The 14,034-nt window shown below is 58.4% G+C and carries 13 protein-coding genes; 3 read left to right on the forward strand and 10 right to left on the reverse strand.

Annotated elements, in window-relative coordinates; all coding sequences use genetic code 11:
• From ABOK31_RS26845 to ABOK31_RS26860, 4 genes are read right to left on the reverse strand one after another with little or no spacing between them, the layout of a single operon-like run.
• Positions 1–963, reverse strand: a complete 963-nt coding sequence (locus tag ABOK31_RS26845; RefSeq protein WP_349959818.1) for a spore coat U domain-containing protein — start codon at positions 961–963, stop codon at positions 1–3.
• 15 nt (positions 964–978) lie between these two features.
• A complete protein-coding gene (locus ABOK31_RS26850) occupies positions 979–3,330 on the reverse strand; it encodes a fimbria/pilus outer membrane usher protein (protein WP_349959819.1) in 2,352 nt (783 codons plus the stop codon).
• A 22-nt stretch (positions 3,331–3,352) separates the two neighbouring features.
• Positions 3,353–4,072: a molecular chaperone gene (locus ABOK31_RS26855; RefSeq protein ID WP_174172967.1), complete on the reverse strand. Its 720-nt coding sequence runs from the start codon at positions 4,070–4,072 to the stop codon at positions 3,353–3,355.
• A 25-nt stretch (positions 4,073–4,097) separates the two neighbouring features.
• Positions 4,098–4,595, reverse strand: a complete 498-nt coding sequence (locus ABOK31_RS26860; protein ID WP_174172966.1) for a spore coat U domain-containing protein — start codon at positions 4,593–4,595, stop codon at positions 4,098–4,100.
• A 741-nt stretch (positions 4,596–5,336) separates the two neighbouring features.
• Here ABOK31_RS26860 and ABOK31_RS26865 point away from each other — a divergent pair.
• Together ABOK31_RS26865 and ABOK31_RS26870 are read left to right on the forward strand one after the other, a co-directional pair.
• On the forward strand, positions 5,337–5,960 hold the full coding sequence (locus ABOK31_RS26865; protein WP_174172965.1) for a glutathione S-transferase: 624 nt from the start codon (positions 5,337–5,339) through the stop codon (positions 5,958–5,960).
• 149 nt (positions 5,961–6,109) lie between these two features.
• The gene (locus ABOK31_RS26870; RefSeq protein ID WP_349959820.1) at positions 6,110–6,730 is read left to right on the forward strand and encodes a hypothetical protein; all 621 of its coding nucleotides are present in this window, start codon (positions 6,110–6,112) and stop codon (positions 6,728–6,730) included.
• Between the two features lie 83 nt (positions 6,731–6,813).
• On the opposite strand, the gene ABOK31_RS26875 is transcribed toward ABOK31_RS26870, so the two are convergent.
• From ABOK31_RS26875 to ABOK31_RS26890, 4 genes are all read right to left on the reverse strand, one after another.
• Positions 6,814–7,599 carry a hypothetical protein gene (locus tag ABOK31_RS26875; protein ID WP_349959821.1) on the reverse strand — a complete coding sequence of 262 codons (786 nt, stop codon included), beginning with the start codon at positions 7,597–7,599 and terminating at the stop codon, positions 6,814–6,816.
• A 272-nt stretch (positions 7,600–7,871) separates the two neighbouring features.
• Positions 7,872–9,104 (reverse strand): peptidase T, encoded by a 1,233-nt coding sequence (gene pepT, locus ABOK31_RS26880; RefSeq protein WP_349959822.1) that lies wholly within the window; start codon positions 9,102–9,104, stop codon positions 7,872–7,874.
• Between the two features lie 187 nt (positions 9,105–9,291).
• Positions 9,292–9,816, reverse strand: a complete 525-nt coding sequence (locus ABOK31_RS26885) for a DUF992 domain-containing protein (protein WP_174172961.1) — start codon at positions 9,814–9,816, stop codon at positions 9,292–9,294.
• 251 nt (positions 9,817–10,067) lie between these two features.
• A complete protein-coding gene (locus ABOK31_RS26890; RefSeq protein WP_349959823.1) occupies positions 10,068–11,315 on the reverse strand; it encodes an adenylate/guanylate cyclase domain-containing protein in 1,248 nt (415 codons plus the stop codon).
• Between the two features lie 216 nt (positions 11,316–11,531).
• Here ABOK31_RS26890 and ABOK31_RS26895 point away from each other — a divergent pair, with 216 nt between their 5' ends.
• Positions 11,532–12,113 (forward strand): nucleoside 2-deoxyribosyltransferase, encoded by a 582-nt coding sequence (locus ABOK31_RS26895; protein WP_349959825.1) that lies wholly within the window; start codon positions 11,532–11,534, stop codon positions 12,111–12,113.
• 31 nt (positions 12,114–12,144) lie between these two features.
• Here ABOK31_RS26895 and ABOK31_RS26900 read toward each other — a convergent pair whose 3' ends face one another.
• Both ABOK31_RS26900 and ABOK31_RS26905 read right to left on the reverse strand, forming a co-directional pair.
• Positions 12,145–12,921 carry a PhnD/SsuA/transferrin family substrate-binding protein gene (locus ABOK31_RS26900; RefSeq protein ID WP_349961325.1) on the reverse strand — a complete coding sequence of 259 codons (777 nt, stop codon included), beginning with the start codon at positions 12,919–12,921 and terminating at the stop codon, positions 12,145–12,147.
• Positions 12,922–12,960: 39 nt separating this feature from the next.
• Positions 12,961–13,965: an ornithine cyclodeaminase family protein gene (locus ABOK31_RS26905; RefSeq protein WP_174172958.1), complete on the reverse strand. Its 1,005-nt coding sequence runs from the start codon at positions 13,963–13,965 to the stop codon at positions 12,961–12,963.
• Positions 13,966–14,034 lie beyond the last annotated feature (69 nt).

Below are 14,034 nucleotides of genomic sequence, written 5' to 3' on the forward strand. Positions count from 1 at the left end.
TCAGTAGGTGAGCGTCACCACGACCGTATCCATGTAATTGCCGGGGGACGGCGTGGTCTGCGGCGGCACCCGACCGTAGACCGTAAGAAGTTGTGCAGTCCCCGTTCCGCTTCCGGCGACGGTGCTGCCCGGCGTATTGGCATCACCCCAGGGCTGCGACCGGCTCATATCCTTGTATAGACCGTAGGTCACCGTCTCTGTCCCTTTCGTCATCTTTCGCGCCGTCGGTGCGGCATTCGTCGTGCCACCGTTCAAGGAGATGGTGTAGGTCGTGCCCGGCGTGCAAGTTGCCGTGACGGAACCGGTAGCGTCGACATTCGTACTCAAAACGCCCTGTGTCCCGAAATCGATGTTCTGGACGCTGACGAGGCAATTGGCGGCGACGCTCGCATTGACGCTGAACGACGCGGTTCCAATCGTTCCAGAGGGGGCAGAGCAGGTAGTTGCGCTACTGTAGCTGTAATAGAAAGAGGTATAGGTCGATGTGAAGCTTGACGTATATGACCCCGGCACTGCTGTCGATGGAGTTCCGAGCGCGGCCCCATAGACCGTCATGCTACCGGTTGCGCCGATCAGCGAACCATTCAACAAGGCCATTGTCAGCGCGTAGACCGGTGCGCGTGACGGATAGGACCAGCTGCTCGAACCCCACACCACGCTCCGGCCGTTGTCGGAATAGAGCTGATAGTTCAAAGGACTGGTTCCGTTCAACATCTGGCGGGCCGCAGCCGACGACGCTCCGCCACTGCCGGCGCCGATATCGGGGCAAATCAGGAGCCGCTTGCCGAGGTCCAGAAGCCCCCCGGAACAACTTACACTTATCGTGGATGTCGAATTGACCGGGGTGCTCGACAACGTATCGACCGCGCTAAAGTTCATATTGGTCGCGGAGAAGCTGCAGCTTTGCGCCGCGCACAGCGAAGGCAACAGCAGTGCGAGCAAAAGAGTGAGTGAACGCAGCATCTTTTCAACTCCCTTTCAAAGGCACCTGACGTCGTCGATGACAACCTGCTCGCCCCGCTGCGGCTTGTAGGCGAATTCGGCGTGGCACTTCGTTCCGTCTTCAAATGACACGTCGATCGCGTTCCTTGCACGCAGTCCGCGAATGTAGGCCTGACCGTCATAGCCGACGACGAAGTCCTCGTTCGATCCTTGCACCGAGCCGCTGAGCCCGGCGCGCAGTGGCACCCCGCTCTTGTCCCTGATCGTAATGAGGGCAGCTTGCGGTGCCTCGGACACACCGAACTTTACGACGACGCCGCTGCGGTCTGCCGGCACGACGATTTCCTTCGTCGCCGGCACATCGGCATCGACGGGTAGGTTCTTGGGATCGATGGATACGGTATTCGGTTCATAGGAATTGAGATTGGGCACGAGGATGCGGCCGCTCGAATTGGTCTTGCCGGCAGGTCTGTTCTGTTGCTGAACCTCGACACCGGGAGCGCCGACGTCGACGACGGCGAACGCATCGTCGATCCGGTTTGTGGCAAAGACACCGCCACCAGCAACAGCAATGGCACCATCGACGCGAGCCGTCGCATTGGTCTGATGATCCTGCTGCTGAAGGCCCGCCTCGACCTGCGCGAAGGGAGCCCGATAGCTGATTGCCGCCTCGCGATAGGTGTCTTCGCCCTCGGAAGTGCGCAGACGCCAGCCGAAGCTGCCCTCCTCCTGCTGCATTGACTTGGAAACATCGGCAACGACACCGAGGCCGTTGGGACCTCCTTGCACGCCCGTATTGGCCGTGATGTTGCCGCCGAAGGGAATGGAGAGGCCGGCAAAGAATCCGAAATTGCTTCGGTCGTCGAGATCGGTGAAGGCGCTCGCATAGACTGTCGCACGCTTGAAGGTCTGACTGTAGGAAAGACCGGCGATCTTGCTCCTGGTGCCATCGGCACTTTCGAGATTGGTGTAAGAGAGATTGAGGCTGGAAAGATCGAGCGGCGTTGGCACGCTTAGCGTGACCTGATCGATGGCTCGCGGCACACCGGCGCTGAGAATGCTCACATCTCCGGCGACACTGGTTGTCGGCCGAGCGGAGACCGAGGCTATATCGTCATAATCGCCAAAGGTTCGCTGCACGCGGGCATAAAGAGCCCATCTGTCGTAACTGAGTTCGAATGCGGCATTCATCAGCGCACCGGAACGCGACCCGCTTTTGCTTGCCGCGCCCGCGATCGATGCTACCCCGAATGAACTGACCGGAAAGGCAGCTCCCGCGCCGCCATTCAGAAGATCGGCGCCGCCCTCGAAGTGACCCTCCAGCGTCAGCCAATCGGTCAGGCCGTACCTTGCGGTGGCGGCCCCCATGATACGACCATCATAGTCACTGGAATCCGTTCCGAAATTCAGACGCGGAGTGCCGAGTTCTGCGGAAAAGTCCAACAGGCCGCGGCGCAGAAGCCAATTGGAGGAATAGAAGGGGAGGGTCTGCGTGGTTTCCCGTCCGAGGCTGTCGCGCAGCACGACGGTCGCTTGCCCGCCTCCGGAAAAGACCGGGAGGTTGGTCACTTCGAACGGTCCGGCGGGGACGTCGCTGGAATAGGTGCGAACGTTCTGCGTATAAATGTCGAGTGTCGAAGGGACAGCCGCCGTCCCGGTAAATGAAGGCAGTGGTTCGGTCACCAGATCCGAGCGCAGCGCAAAATTGCGCTGAAACTGAATGCCGCCGAAATAGACTGGTCGTGTCCATGACAGGCCACCGGTCGTCAGGTCGCCTACGCGATAGGTGACGAGATTCTTTGGGTCGGAGTAGCTCCAGGTCGTGTTGAGGCGGGTTATGCCATCAAGGCTGCCTTCGGAATATCCGGCGAGGAAGGACTGGCTGAGCGTGCCATAGGGGCTGAAGAGGCGGGCATCGAAAGATCCGGATATTCCCTGAAACAGATTGGAGTTGCCTTGGAAGAGACCGTTGGAACTTGCATAGAGGGAATAGTTCAGGACGGCGCCGTAGCCGGCCTGGGGAGCCGGGATCGCATTTTCCTGCTGTTGCCTGACATTGATGACGCGAGGTGCGCGCCCCTTGTCCGTCGTCTGGACATAGAGACGCTGCGTCTCATCATCGACCTGATATGACAGGCCGGGCAAGGTGCTGAGTTCGACCAGCTTGTCGTCGGCGGCACCAGCTGGCGGCTTAATGCCGACTTCCCGCAGCTCTTCCGCGGTTGCCGCAAGCGAGCCGTTCGGACGCTGCTTGAAATTGCCTATCATCTTCATCGGCGCATTGTTGATGAATACTTCGAGGTAGACGTCCAGCGTGGCTGCCGTGGCGGCATTCGCCGGCAGATCGGGCACTTCCTGAGCACGCAGCGCCGAGCCTGAGAAAAGCATGCATATGAAAACGGCGCCGGCACTACCGTTGATTAACGGCGACTTTAGCATCGAACGGCCCAAGATCGCTCTGGCCATGGAGTGTTACGACGCCGCCGGAGAGGGATTTTGCTGTCCCCATCGGCCACTGCATCGTCGCGCCAGCAAGTACGTATCCGACCAGCCCGTTACGGCTGCCGACCTTCGTTGCCCCTTGCGCCAGAGTTACGTTCGACAGACGGAAGCGGCTGCCGCCATTGTTCTTGCCGGTCAGGGAGAGGCTGTTACCCTGTCGTTTGAGGCTCCAGGCGATATCAGCGGGCTTTACATCCGGCCGCCTGAAGAAGACTGGAATGGACTGGCGCATGATGAGAGTGACGGTGCCGGCGCGTGCGCGGGCAGGATCCGGCAGTTCGTCGACGATGACACGATAGGTCTCTTCCGTCTTGACAGGAGCCTTGCTCGTCCGAACCACTCTGACCACATACTGAGCATTGGGGTTCATCCTCGTCGCGGGCGGGCTGGCAACGACATCCCTGGTCGGTTCCAGGGTTTCTATGCCACCCGCCTGGCTCCACTTGAAGACGCGTATCTGGACGTTGATCGGATGATCTCCGTCATTGGCCAGGTTCAGGACCGTGGCCGCCGACGGCGCTGTGAGTTCGAGACTTGTGGGTGCCACTCGCAGGGATGCTGCGTTCATGTCGTAAGCACTGAGCAGCAAAAGCATAGTCGCGGCAATGCATGGCAACATGCGTTGCATGACGGCCTCCTGGATCTGTGAGTTTTCAGTAGGTGACGGTAACCGCCACGGTATCGGTGTAGACGCCCGCAGCCGGGGTCGTCTGCGGAGGTACCCGACCATAGACATTTATGTTCTGGACTGCGCCATTGCCTGTGCCCGAGACGGTATCGGTGCCTATGGTCGTACCCCAGGTCTGCGTTCGGTTGGCATCGCTATAGATCGCATAATTGATCGTCGCACTTGCCGGACCTGTCATGACACGGACAGCTGTTGTCGCTCCTGCTCCAGCGCCGGCACTCAGGCCGACATTGTAGGTCTGCCCAGATGTGCATTGCACACCGATGGTGGTTGCCTGATCGATATTGCTGGTGATGACGCCGTTGGTGCCAAAGTTGAGATTATTGGCACTCTGGACGAGGCACTGTGCCTGGATGGTAATGGTAACCGTCATATTGGCAGTTGCAGTGGCAGCCATCGCGGACGATGCTGCCATGGTCATTGCGATACCAGTCAGGACGGCGCCGCAGAGCATTCTCAGCATTCACATTCCCCCTCGCGTATGCCTCAGAAATATCAGAATATAATAAAATAAGCACATATATTCTTCGCTGGCAATCAGGCGGGAAACCGCCAGGGCAGATGCGACAGTATCGAAAGAATACCTCCAAAGTAGAGTTTGGATTTATTTAGCAAATACCCGTAGATAATTAATATTTTTAAAAAACATGGTTAATAGTGCTTAATGCAACTCACTTACTGCCAGGATAAGTGCATCGCGGATATGAGACCCAATTTAAGCGAATCAGCGATTTTGAAGGTGCCATCCGCCCCGAATGATTCGCTGTTTTGGTCATATGGCTGCGGCGGAAACATCAATTCTTACCGCATGTTCACAGGCATCTCGCTTATACTCGCTATCCGCGAACTCAGGCCGACCATCGAACCGGCGCCGAGTTTTCCATCACAGTTCTCCCGATAGTATTATGAAGCGGAATGTTAGCGTGATCTCCACCCTATCGAAGGAAGCACGTCGCCATTGGTGCATACCCGCTTCGGCAAAAGGCATCGGATTTACAGCAGGCCGAATTGTCCCAATGACAAGATAGAAATTGCATCTGCCGGTATTGCCTCGATTATCTGACTGGAAACGAGGACAGTACATGACGAGCGTATCTTTCTTCCAAGTCGATCCGTGTATAGCCGATCCTTGTCGCCCGCTGGGTAAACATGTGGAGCTGGCGGGCAACGGCATGCTGTTCATCAAGGGGAGGGCATCCGTCTGATGCTGACGATCTTCGGCTACCGCGCCTCCATTAACGTCCGTAAGGTTCTCTGGCTGTGCGAGGAGTTGAACCTTGCCTATCGCATGGAGAACTGGGGCGGCGGAACGCGATCGACATCGGAGCCGGAATTTCTGCGCCTCAATCCGGTCGGCATGGTGCCGGTGATCGATGACGCCGGTTTCGTTCTGTGGGAATCAAACACGATCCTGCGTTATCTTACCGCCAGTCGCGGGCGCAAAGATCTGCTGCCGGATGATGCAAGGCTGCGCGCTTCAATCGAAAAATGGATGGACTGGCAGGTTTCCGATTTCAACAACAGTTGGCGGATTGCCTTTCAGGGACTCGTGCGCCGAAATCCAGACTATCAAAACAAGGAGGCCATTGCGCGCTCGGTAGCGGCATTTTCGGACTTGGTGGCCCGCATCGGCATCGAAATCGATCGACAGGGCGGCTATGTCTGCGGCGAGAGCTTCACTCTTGCCGATATTCCGATCGGCCTGTCGCTCCATCGCTGGCACGCGTTGCCGGCCGAAAAGCCGCATCTGCCTGTTATCGAGGCGTATTACGAACGGCTGTGCTCCAGAAGCGGCTTTCAGATGCACGGGCTGAATGGCGGCCCTTGAGCGGCAGCTCATACGCGCCGCGCCGATGCACACAGCGCATCCGTCAACATTTCTTTGCAAAAGGTCTGCAATTGGCCACGTTTCGGTAAAAGCCGCGCCACACTTCGCATGAAGATTGCTATCCGAGATTTTGTCTAAAGGAGCGTTCAATGGATGCGCAGCCTATGAGATGGTGGAATGGTCAAAGCGAGACGACCCGAAGGCTGGGTTCGGGGCTTGCTGTTTGCGGTACCGTTGTCGGCGCTCTCTATGTGATTGTTCAAACCGGTCCCGTCGACCGAACCATGCAATTCATCGACGACAGCGGCCGCGTCGCGATCAATCGCGCAGCACCCGCACCGCAGCTTGCCATGAACCAGTTGCAGTCGGCAGTTGATGCGAGCCCAGCAAAGCCGCAGATGTCAGTGCCAATTCCGCAGCCGTCACCGCTTGCTGCCATGGCCAAAACCAATCCGCCGATAAAGCGCGTTGCATCGCATTCCGATGTCGCAAAGACCAAGGTCGCGTCATCCGGTGACGTGGAGCACTTCGACCGTTGCCTGCCGCAATGCGAAACACAAGACCCACTGATAACAGGTCGCCCGGAATATGCAGAGGCAACTCCGCCTGTTGCAAACGACGATCCGCCTCCCGTGTTGGAGGAGGAAAGGGTGGGATTTCATCCGCTCACCGGCGCTCGCAACCTTTTGAACAGAGCCGTGGATGCCCCAGGCATGATGTTGCGCCGCAGCCGGCAGATGATCGACAATGTGGCCCGCGCAGACTGGTAATTGAGACACATGTCCGCGCCCACTGCCGATATCAAGGCAACGGGCGCTGACTTTTGCTCTAAAGCGAAGGGGCGGCAAGCGGCCTATAGGCCACCGGCGCTTGCCGTACTGCGCAGCAGCCGGCAAAGGCTGACAAGACCAGCGTCGAAATTGCCGGATGCCGTCACCTGACGACAGGCAATCAGCATACGTTTCTGCTCAGCGCTCGACATGGTGCGGAAAGCGGCAAGCGTGCTCGATCCCGTGCCGGAATTGCCCGAACCCAGCCCAAAGCCGCTCGCGCCGCCTGTCCCTCCGGTTGCCATACCGGTTCCGCTGGAGCCGGTTCCACCCGTGGAGCCGGTGCCACCAGTCCCGCTGCCGGTTCCACCGCCGCTTCCGCTGCCTGAACCGCTCCCGCCGACGCCGACACCCACACCGACGCCTACTCCGGATCCACCGACAGAGACGCCGGCGCCGGCATTGACACCGCTTGAGCCTCCAACCGAAGCGCCGAGACCAGCGTTGACGCCATTGCTATTGGCGGATGCACCCACACCGGCATTCACTCCGCTGGAGCCGCCAACAGATGCACCGACGCCCGCATTGACGCCACTCGTTCCGGATACGGAAGCACCCGCTCCGGCATTGACGCCGTTCGTGCCGCCAACGGAAGCTCCGACGCCGGCATTAAGCCCATTGGAGCCGAGCCCGGCGCCCAAACCAGCGTTGATACCGCCGACCGACACGCCAACACCCGCGCCTAGTCCGCCGTTTCCGGACCGGCTACCGCCATGATCCGTCCCGCCGCCGGGCTCCGCATAACTTGCCGAGGCCAATAGAAGAAGTGCGGATGCAGCGATTGCCATCCGTGAATATTGTACTCTCATGACTAAACTCCGTTTCAGCTTAGGCTTTTGTCAGCCTGTTTCTGATTGCCGGAGCGCGCGCACCGTAGAGTTGGAATGAAGGGGCTTGCCTATTCTCCTCTCCTCCCAAGACTACACTACAGAATAATCTAATTTAGTAATGCTTCAATATAAAAATTCACGGATGGCTTGCATAATGACAAGCAGTTTAGTTCCAGGTAGACGAAAATGACCTGTTCCGCGACAGGGTTACTAGGCTTCCAAAGAATGAATGAGGCCTATTCTCGGGGCGCTCAGGATCGCTCCGCCCACACCTTCGCCAACTCAACGAGCGTCTTGACGGCTCTTTCCATATCCTGCCGGCTCACCCATTCCAGCGGCGAATGAAAGGCATGTCCGCCGGCAAAGATATTGGCGCATGGCAAGCCCATGAAGGAAAGCCTGGAGCCATCCGTGCCGCCGCGAATGCTGCCGCGCACCGGGGTCATGCCGGCACGACGGATTGCCTCGACGGCGTTTTCAACGATTTCCGGATGGCGATCGAGGATCGTCTTCATGTTGCGATATTGATGCCGAACGGTGAACGTGTGCGAGGAGCCGGGGTAGGCCTTCATGACATTCTTGACGACCGCCTCCAGCATAGTCTCCTTGTCGACAAGGCCCGGCTCGTCGAAATCGCGGATGATGAAGCCGAGTGAAACCTTTTCCATAGAGCCGCTGACGCCAGTGGGATGGATGAAGCCGTCCCGGCCGTCCGTGGTTTCCGGGGCCATATCCTTCGGCAGCCTGTCAATGATCGCGCCAGCAATTCTGATGGCATTTTCCATCTTTCCTTTGGCAAAGCCTGGATGGATGGCAACGCCGTGGATGACGACCTCGACACTGTCGGCGGAAAAAGTCTCGTCTTCTATGTGCCCAGCCGTTTCGCCATCGACCGTATAGGCGAATTGTGCTCCCAGCTTCTTCAGATCGACCTTGTCGACACCTCGTCCGATCTCCTCATCGGTCGTGAGCAGGAGCTTGATCATGCCGTGGGGGATGTCGGGATTGTCGACAAGATATTTCGCCGCCGCGATGATTTCGGCGAGACCTGCCTTGTCATCGGCCCCGAGCAGCGTCGTGCCGTCCGACGTAATGATATCATTGCCGATCTGATCGCGCAGGGCAGGGTGCTCGTCAACGCGAATGACCTGCTGCGGATCGCCGCTGAGGCGGATATCACCGCCGGAATAGTTGCGCACGATCTGCGGCTTGACGTTCGTACCGGTGAAATCTGGCGCTGTGTCCATGTGCGAACAGAAGCAGATCACAGGAACCGGCTTGTCGACATTCGAAGGAATGGTGGCGTAGACATAGCCATGTTCGTCCAGATGCGCATCGCCAAGCCCGATCGCCAGCAATTCCTCGACGAGAACGCGTCCAAGATTCTTTTGCTTTGCGGTGGAGGGTTGCGTGGCTGAAGTCGGGTCCGATTGCGTATCGACGACAACGTAACGAAGAAAGCGATCGGTGACGGTATCGGTCATGACTCTGGCTCCAAAGAATCTCTGGGTTTTGAACAGCTATAGCGCTGGGCGAATGCGGCGAGAAATCGATTTCGCACTGGAAAACGCAATATCCGAAACGGACCGACGCCACCGCCCATAAAAATATGGCCGCTCCAGCGCCAGGCAGAAGCGGCCATACCATGGTTTAAGATCGTGGCCGAAAGCCTCAATCGGCCGAGGTCAGGGTCACCGACGTGCCAGTTGCAGCGACGTTCAGGCCGAGTTGACCGGTCACGCTCACGGTCTGAAGATGGATGGAACCGGAGGTGCCGCCGACGAGAATGTTCGTGCCGACACCGGCGCCAACGGTCGCCTCAACGGTGGCACCCTGATAGAGGCCACTCAGAGAACCGTGATGATAGCCGGCTGTCGGTGCGAAGACCAGCCAGACGAGCCGGCTGCGGGTCGTGAAGCCGAGATCGACGCCCATCTTTCGGATCGCACCGGTATAATGATCGACGCGCTCGCGACCGACCGTCGAATGGAAGGTGCAATCCACCTCTTTCGCCGAGCCGAGTACATAGCCGACACCGCCGCCGATTTCGCATTCGAGGTAGCCGATCTTCACGCCGTTGCGCTGGTCTGGCTCTTCTTCGCGATAGGTCGTCGGCATATCTGCCGCCCGTGCCACCGCCGCGCCCGCAACGATCAACGATGCTGCTGAAAACGCCAGGGTCAGGATTTTTCTCATCTGTTTTCTCCTTGTCAGAGTATTATGGGTGGCAGGCACCCTCGTGGTCGAGCCGATAGAATCAACCCTTACTTAACGTTCGTACGCGCAGAACGATCCCAAAAATAAGGCGGCTATCGTCATGATCCAATTCACAATATAGGGAAGTCCATCCGCCACGGCACCCTTTGGCCATTTCACGTTTTGCTACCGACTGAATCGCGCCGTACAAAATCGAGGATTTGCAGGGCAAAGCTCGCCCTGCTTACCCATCAACCATGTTGAAGCAAGATTTCCTTGGCAGCAAAGGCGAACACATCGACCGGTTCTCCAAGGCCCTTGAGAGGGAAGGAGCCGAGGCTTTCCATATCCCGCTGGCAGCCGGCCATATCGACGAAGGCCTTGGACAGGAGCACCGGCCGCTTGACCTCCTTCGTCAGAGATTCGAGCCGTGAGGCGATATTGACGGCCGGACCGATGACCGTGAAATCAAGACGCGTGCGCGAGCCGATATTGCCGTACATCACATCGCCGACATGCACGCCGACACCGTAGCGCAGCACTTCACGGCCATGCTTGCGATTTTCCTCGTTGAGTACAGCAACACTCGCCTGCGCCTCGCTGATGGCAAGAAGAAGATTGTGACAGGCATTCGGATCGCTCAGCGGGAAAATGGCCAACAGGCCGTCACCCATGAATTTGAGGATCTCGCCGCCATGCTTTTCGATCGGATCGACCATCGCGTCGAAATAGCCATTGAGCAGCTCGATGACATCGTCGCGCGGCCACATGTCCGAGATCGTGGTGAAGTCGCGCAAGTCGCAAATGAGGATCGCCGCACCGACGGTCGTACCGCTGCCACGCGTCGTGGCGCCAGCCAGGATCTTTTCGCTGGCATGCGGCCCGACATAGGTGCGCAGGAGCGTGCGCGCCATGATGTTTTTCAAACGGATCTCGGTCACCATCGTCAGGGCCGGTAGCAGGTCCTTCAAGAAGGTAACGTGCTGTTCGGTAAAGCCGCCGGGAGCATCCGAGGCAAAGGTCACGATATGGCGCTTGCCAAGCGTATGATAAATCGGCCAGGCAATATAATCAGTCAGCCCTTCCGCATGCATTTCCTTATAAAGCGGATAGTTCAGCTCTACCTTTTCGCAGATTTCGAGATTTTTCCGGACTTCCGTCGCACCGTTGAAGATTTCGTTGATAGGGCTTGCCAGAAACTGAGGCGTTTTCTCGACCCCGTAACTGAAGGTGGCGATATCCGCCTCTTTCATACCGGTGCGCCACAGAATCCTCGCGCCAAGCCATTGCGGATGCAGCGTTCTGAAGTGCATCGTCGCTCTTCCGATCGGAACACCGACTGCCCGCATTTTCTCGCAGAGTTCGACGAGGATATTGTCGATGAATCGCTGCTCGCGGACATCATTCATAAGCCAATCGAGGATCTTGCTTTGTTTTGTCGGCCAGCTGCCTTGGTCGTCCTGGGTCGTGGCGGCAACTGCCTCAAGAGAAGATTGCATTTTCTATACCCCACAAATTCTGTCATGGATCGTGAGCGCTATTCGATCCGAATAGAACTATACGCGTGTCGCCAGTGACCGGGAACGGCAATCGCCGTTATTTCGCGATTTAATAAATTATGTGTCCGGCTATGGCAGAAGAGCCTTGAATCGGCCATAGGCTTCATATGGTCCCGCAACTCCCGCGGTGCAATATTCTGTCAAAGAGGCAATGCATTGAGAGCATATCTGGCAGGCCCGGAAGTCTTCCTCCCGAACGCTAGGGAAATCCTCGATCGCAAGATCGCGCTGGCGCGTCGCTATGGCTTTACGCCGGTTTCACCCGGCGATCTTGCCGTGCCTGAGACGGAGACGCGTCGGCAGCGTGGCCTTGCCATCAGCGCCATCAACGAGAAACTGATGACGAGCGCCGATCTCATCATCGCCAATCTGACGCCGTTTCGTGGCGTCGCGGCCGATATCGGCACGGCCTTCGAACTTGGCTTCATGTGTGCCCGCGGCTGCCCGGCATTTGCCTTTTCCAACTGCACCGACAATCATTTCGAGCGTGTGAGCAAGCTCTATGGCGGCGATGTTCAACTTGGCGAGGACGGACGCCACCGCGGTCCCGACGGCATGTCGCTGGAAAACTTCGATATGACCGACAATCTGATGCTCGACGGCGGCATAGCGGTACGTGACGGCGTCATCGTCACACGCCAAGTCGCGCCGAATCAGCTCTTTCTGGACCTGACGGCCTTCGAGGAATGCCTGGGCCTTGCAGCAAAGAAATTATTGAAGCAGGTCGCCAGCGCATAATGTGCCGGCTATTGACTAGCTCGCTGGAACTTCACCATGTCCCGAGAGCAGCATCGATGGCCCGCGCTCTTGCGGGAAGCTGGTCATAAGCGGCAACATCCGCCTCGGCAAAGGCAGCCAGGCCGAGTGATTTGAGAATGTCACTTCCTTGCGGATCGCGGTGCGCACGGAGAAGAGCGGCACGTAGCGCGTCGACAAGTTCCGGCGATTGCTGTCGAGAGGCCACCAGCAGGGGGAAGGGCGCAGGCTTCGTGGTGGCCACGATGCGCAACGGCGCGATCATGTCCGGCTCGTGCATTGCCATGAGCTGAAAGGCATAGGCGTCGATGGCGCCGACATCTATGGCACCTGAACGAATGGCGTCGACCACGCCGCGTGGATTGAGGAGCGGGCCGACGATTTGCGCCGCTGTAGGCCTATCCGCAAGCGTGGCAAAGAATTCTCGCGGCGCATTATAGCCGGACTGAGAGTCTCGCACCGTCCAGCCCCAGCGTGCGGTTGCAAGATCAGCTTCCATAAGCGGCTTATCCCGAGCGGCGACGATATGGCTCGCATAGACTGGCTGCCTGTTTGCCCAGTCCGCCAGCGAGATGGGCGCTGCCACTGGCTGCGGGCGCTCCGCCGGCGATAGCCGGGAGAACGGAAAGCCGCACATGAAAACGACGCCCATGTCCGGACGCGCCCATAATTCGGACAGAGGCGCTGGCGCGGCATGGGCTATGACTTCAAGCTCAACGCCTGATCGATCCGCAAGCCAATGGAAAAACCTGTCCCAAAGCCCCGATATCTTGGGGCTCAGATTGTACATTCGCGAGCAGGCAATGGCAGGGAGAGTCCTCATGGCGCGTCACGCAAACCGGAGCCGCTGGCCGATATTCATACGTCTAGCCTTCTCCACCATTGCCGCGCCGAGCGCGACATCGGTCGTGCTGAGGCCGCGATGCCAGAAGAGGATGGTCTCGTCATCGCTTTCACGGCCTGGCCTGGCGCCGCAGACGATCTGGCCGATTTCGGCATGCAGCGTCTCAGCCGTCACCTTGCCTTCGTCGACATGGCGGCGAAGGGCCCCGAAGGGACGCCCCGGTCCGCATTGTCCCCAGTCATCGACGACGACCTTGTCCATGATGTCGGTCAGGTCGAATTCAAGCGCACTCATCGTTCCGTAAGGCACGACGAAGGCGCCTTTCTTGACCCAGGCAGTCTTGAAAAGCGGTGTCGGCTCCGGCAGGCGGCTCGCCTCGATCATGATATCGGCGCCCTTCAGGCAATCCTCCCAATTGTCCGTCACGATGATTTTCTTGCCGAGATCCTTTTCCAGCCGCGCGGCGAAAGCGTCCCGGCTTTCCGGACGGCGCGAATGCACGCGGATTTCATCGAAATCGAAAATGTGGTCGAGCAGGCGCACGTTCCAGTAGGAGGTGCCGCGCGCGCCGATATGGCCGAGGATCTTGCTGTCCTTACGAGCTAGATGACGCGCTCCGATAGCCGTGACGGCGCCGGTGCGCATGTCGGTGATCGCCGTCGCGTCGATGATGGCCTTCGGTACGCCGGTTCGCGGATCGAACAGATTGAGGACCGCCAATTCCGAAGGCAGGCCCTGTTTGTAGTTGTCGACGAAATCGCCGACGACCTTGACGCCGGCATAGTCAAGCGGCTTCACATAGCCGCGCAGCACATTGAAATGCCCCTTATCGGAACTCTCAGGTACGAGATGAACGCGAGGCTCGATAACAGTCTCGCCGCGCCCCTGCGCATCGAGCGCCTTGGTCACGGCGTCGAGGATTTCGTCATTGGAAAGCGCCAGGGCCTTGGCGTCTATGGCATTGAGATAGTCGATCCAGATTTCCTGCATTACCGTTCTCCAGGCATGTCACCGGCTATGCCGGTCTATCGGATGATGCAGGCCGCCAGACGGCCTGCA

It is taken from the genome of Rhizobium sp. ZPR4 (assembly GCF_040215725.1).
Lineage (GTDB): Bacteria > Pseudomonadota > Alphaproteobacteria > Rhizobiales > Rhizobiaceae > Rhizobium > Rhizobium rhizogenes_D.

Bases quoted from the DNA above. Each gene is read 5' to 3' on its own strand.
- pepT (WP_349959822.1), bottom strand. From the start codon at position 9,104: ATGACCGATACCGTCACCGATCGCTTTCTTCGTTACGTTGTCGTCGAT.
- ABOK31_RS26870 (WP_349959820.1), top strand. From the start codon at position 6,110: ATGGATGCGCAGCCTATGAGATGGTGGAATGGTCAAAGCGAGACGACC.
- ABOK31_RS26875 (WP_349959821.1), bottom strand. From the start codon at position 7,599: ATGAGAGTACAATATTCACGGATGGCAATCGCTGCATCCGCACTTCTT.
- ABOK31_RS26855 (WP_174172967.1), bottom strand. From the start codon at position 4,072: ATGCAACGCATGTTGCCATGCATTGCCGCGACTATGCTTTTGCTGCTC.
- ABOK31_RS26905 (WP_174172958.1), bottom strand. From the start codon at position 13,965: ATGCAGGAAATCTGGATCGACTATCTCAATGCCATAGACGCCAAGGCC.
- ABOK31_RS26860 (WP_174172966.1), bottom strand. From the start codon at position 4,595: ATGCTGAGAATGCTCTGCGGCGCCGTCCTGACTGGTATCGCAATGACC.
- ABOK31_RS26900 (WP_349961325.1), bottom strand. From the start codon at position 12,921: ATGTACAATCTGAGCCCCAAGATATCGGGGCTTTGGGACAGGTTTTTC.
- ABOK31_RS26845 (WP_349959818.1), bottom strand. From the start codon at position 963: ATGCTGCGTTCACTCACTCTTTTGCTCGCACTGCTGTTGCCTTCGCTG.
- ABOK31_RS26890 (WP_349959823.1), bottom strand. From the start codon at position 11,315: ATGCAATCTTCTCTTGAGGCAGTTGCCGCCACGACCCAGGACGACCAA.
- ABOK31_RS26850 (WP_349959819.1), bottom strand. From the start codon at position 3,330: ATGCTTTTCTCAGGCTCGGCGCTGCGTGCTCAGGAAGTGCCCGATCTG.
- ABOK31_RS26865 (WP_174172965.1), top strand. From the start codon at position 5,337: ATGCTGACGATCTTCGGCTACCGCGCCTCCATTAACGTCCGTAAGGTT.
- ABOK31_RS26885 (WP_174172961.1), bottom strand. From the start codon at position 9,816: ATGAGAAAAATCCTGACCCTGGCGTTTTCAGCAGCATCGTTGATCGTT.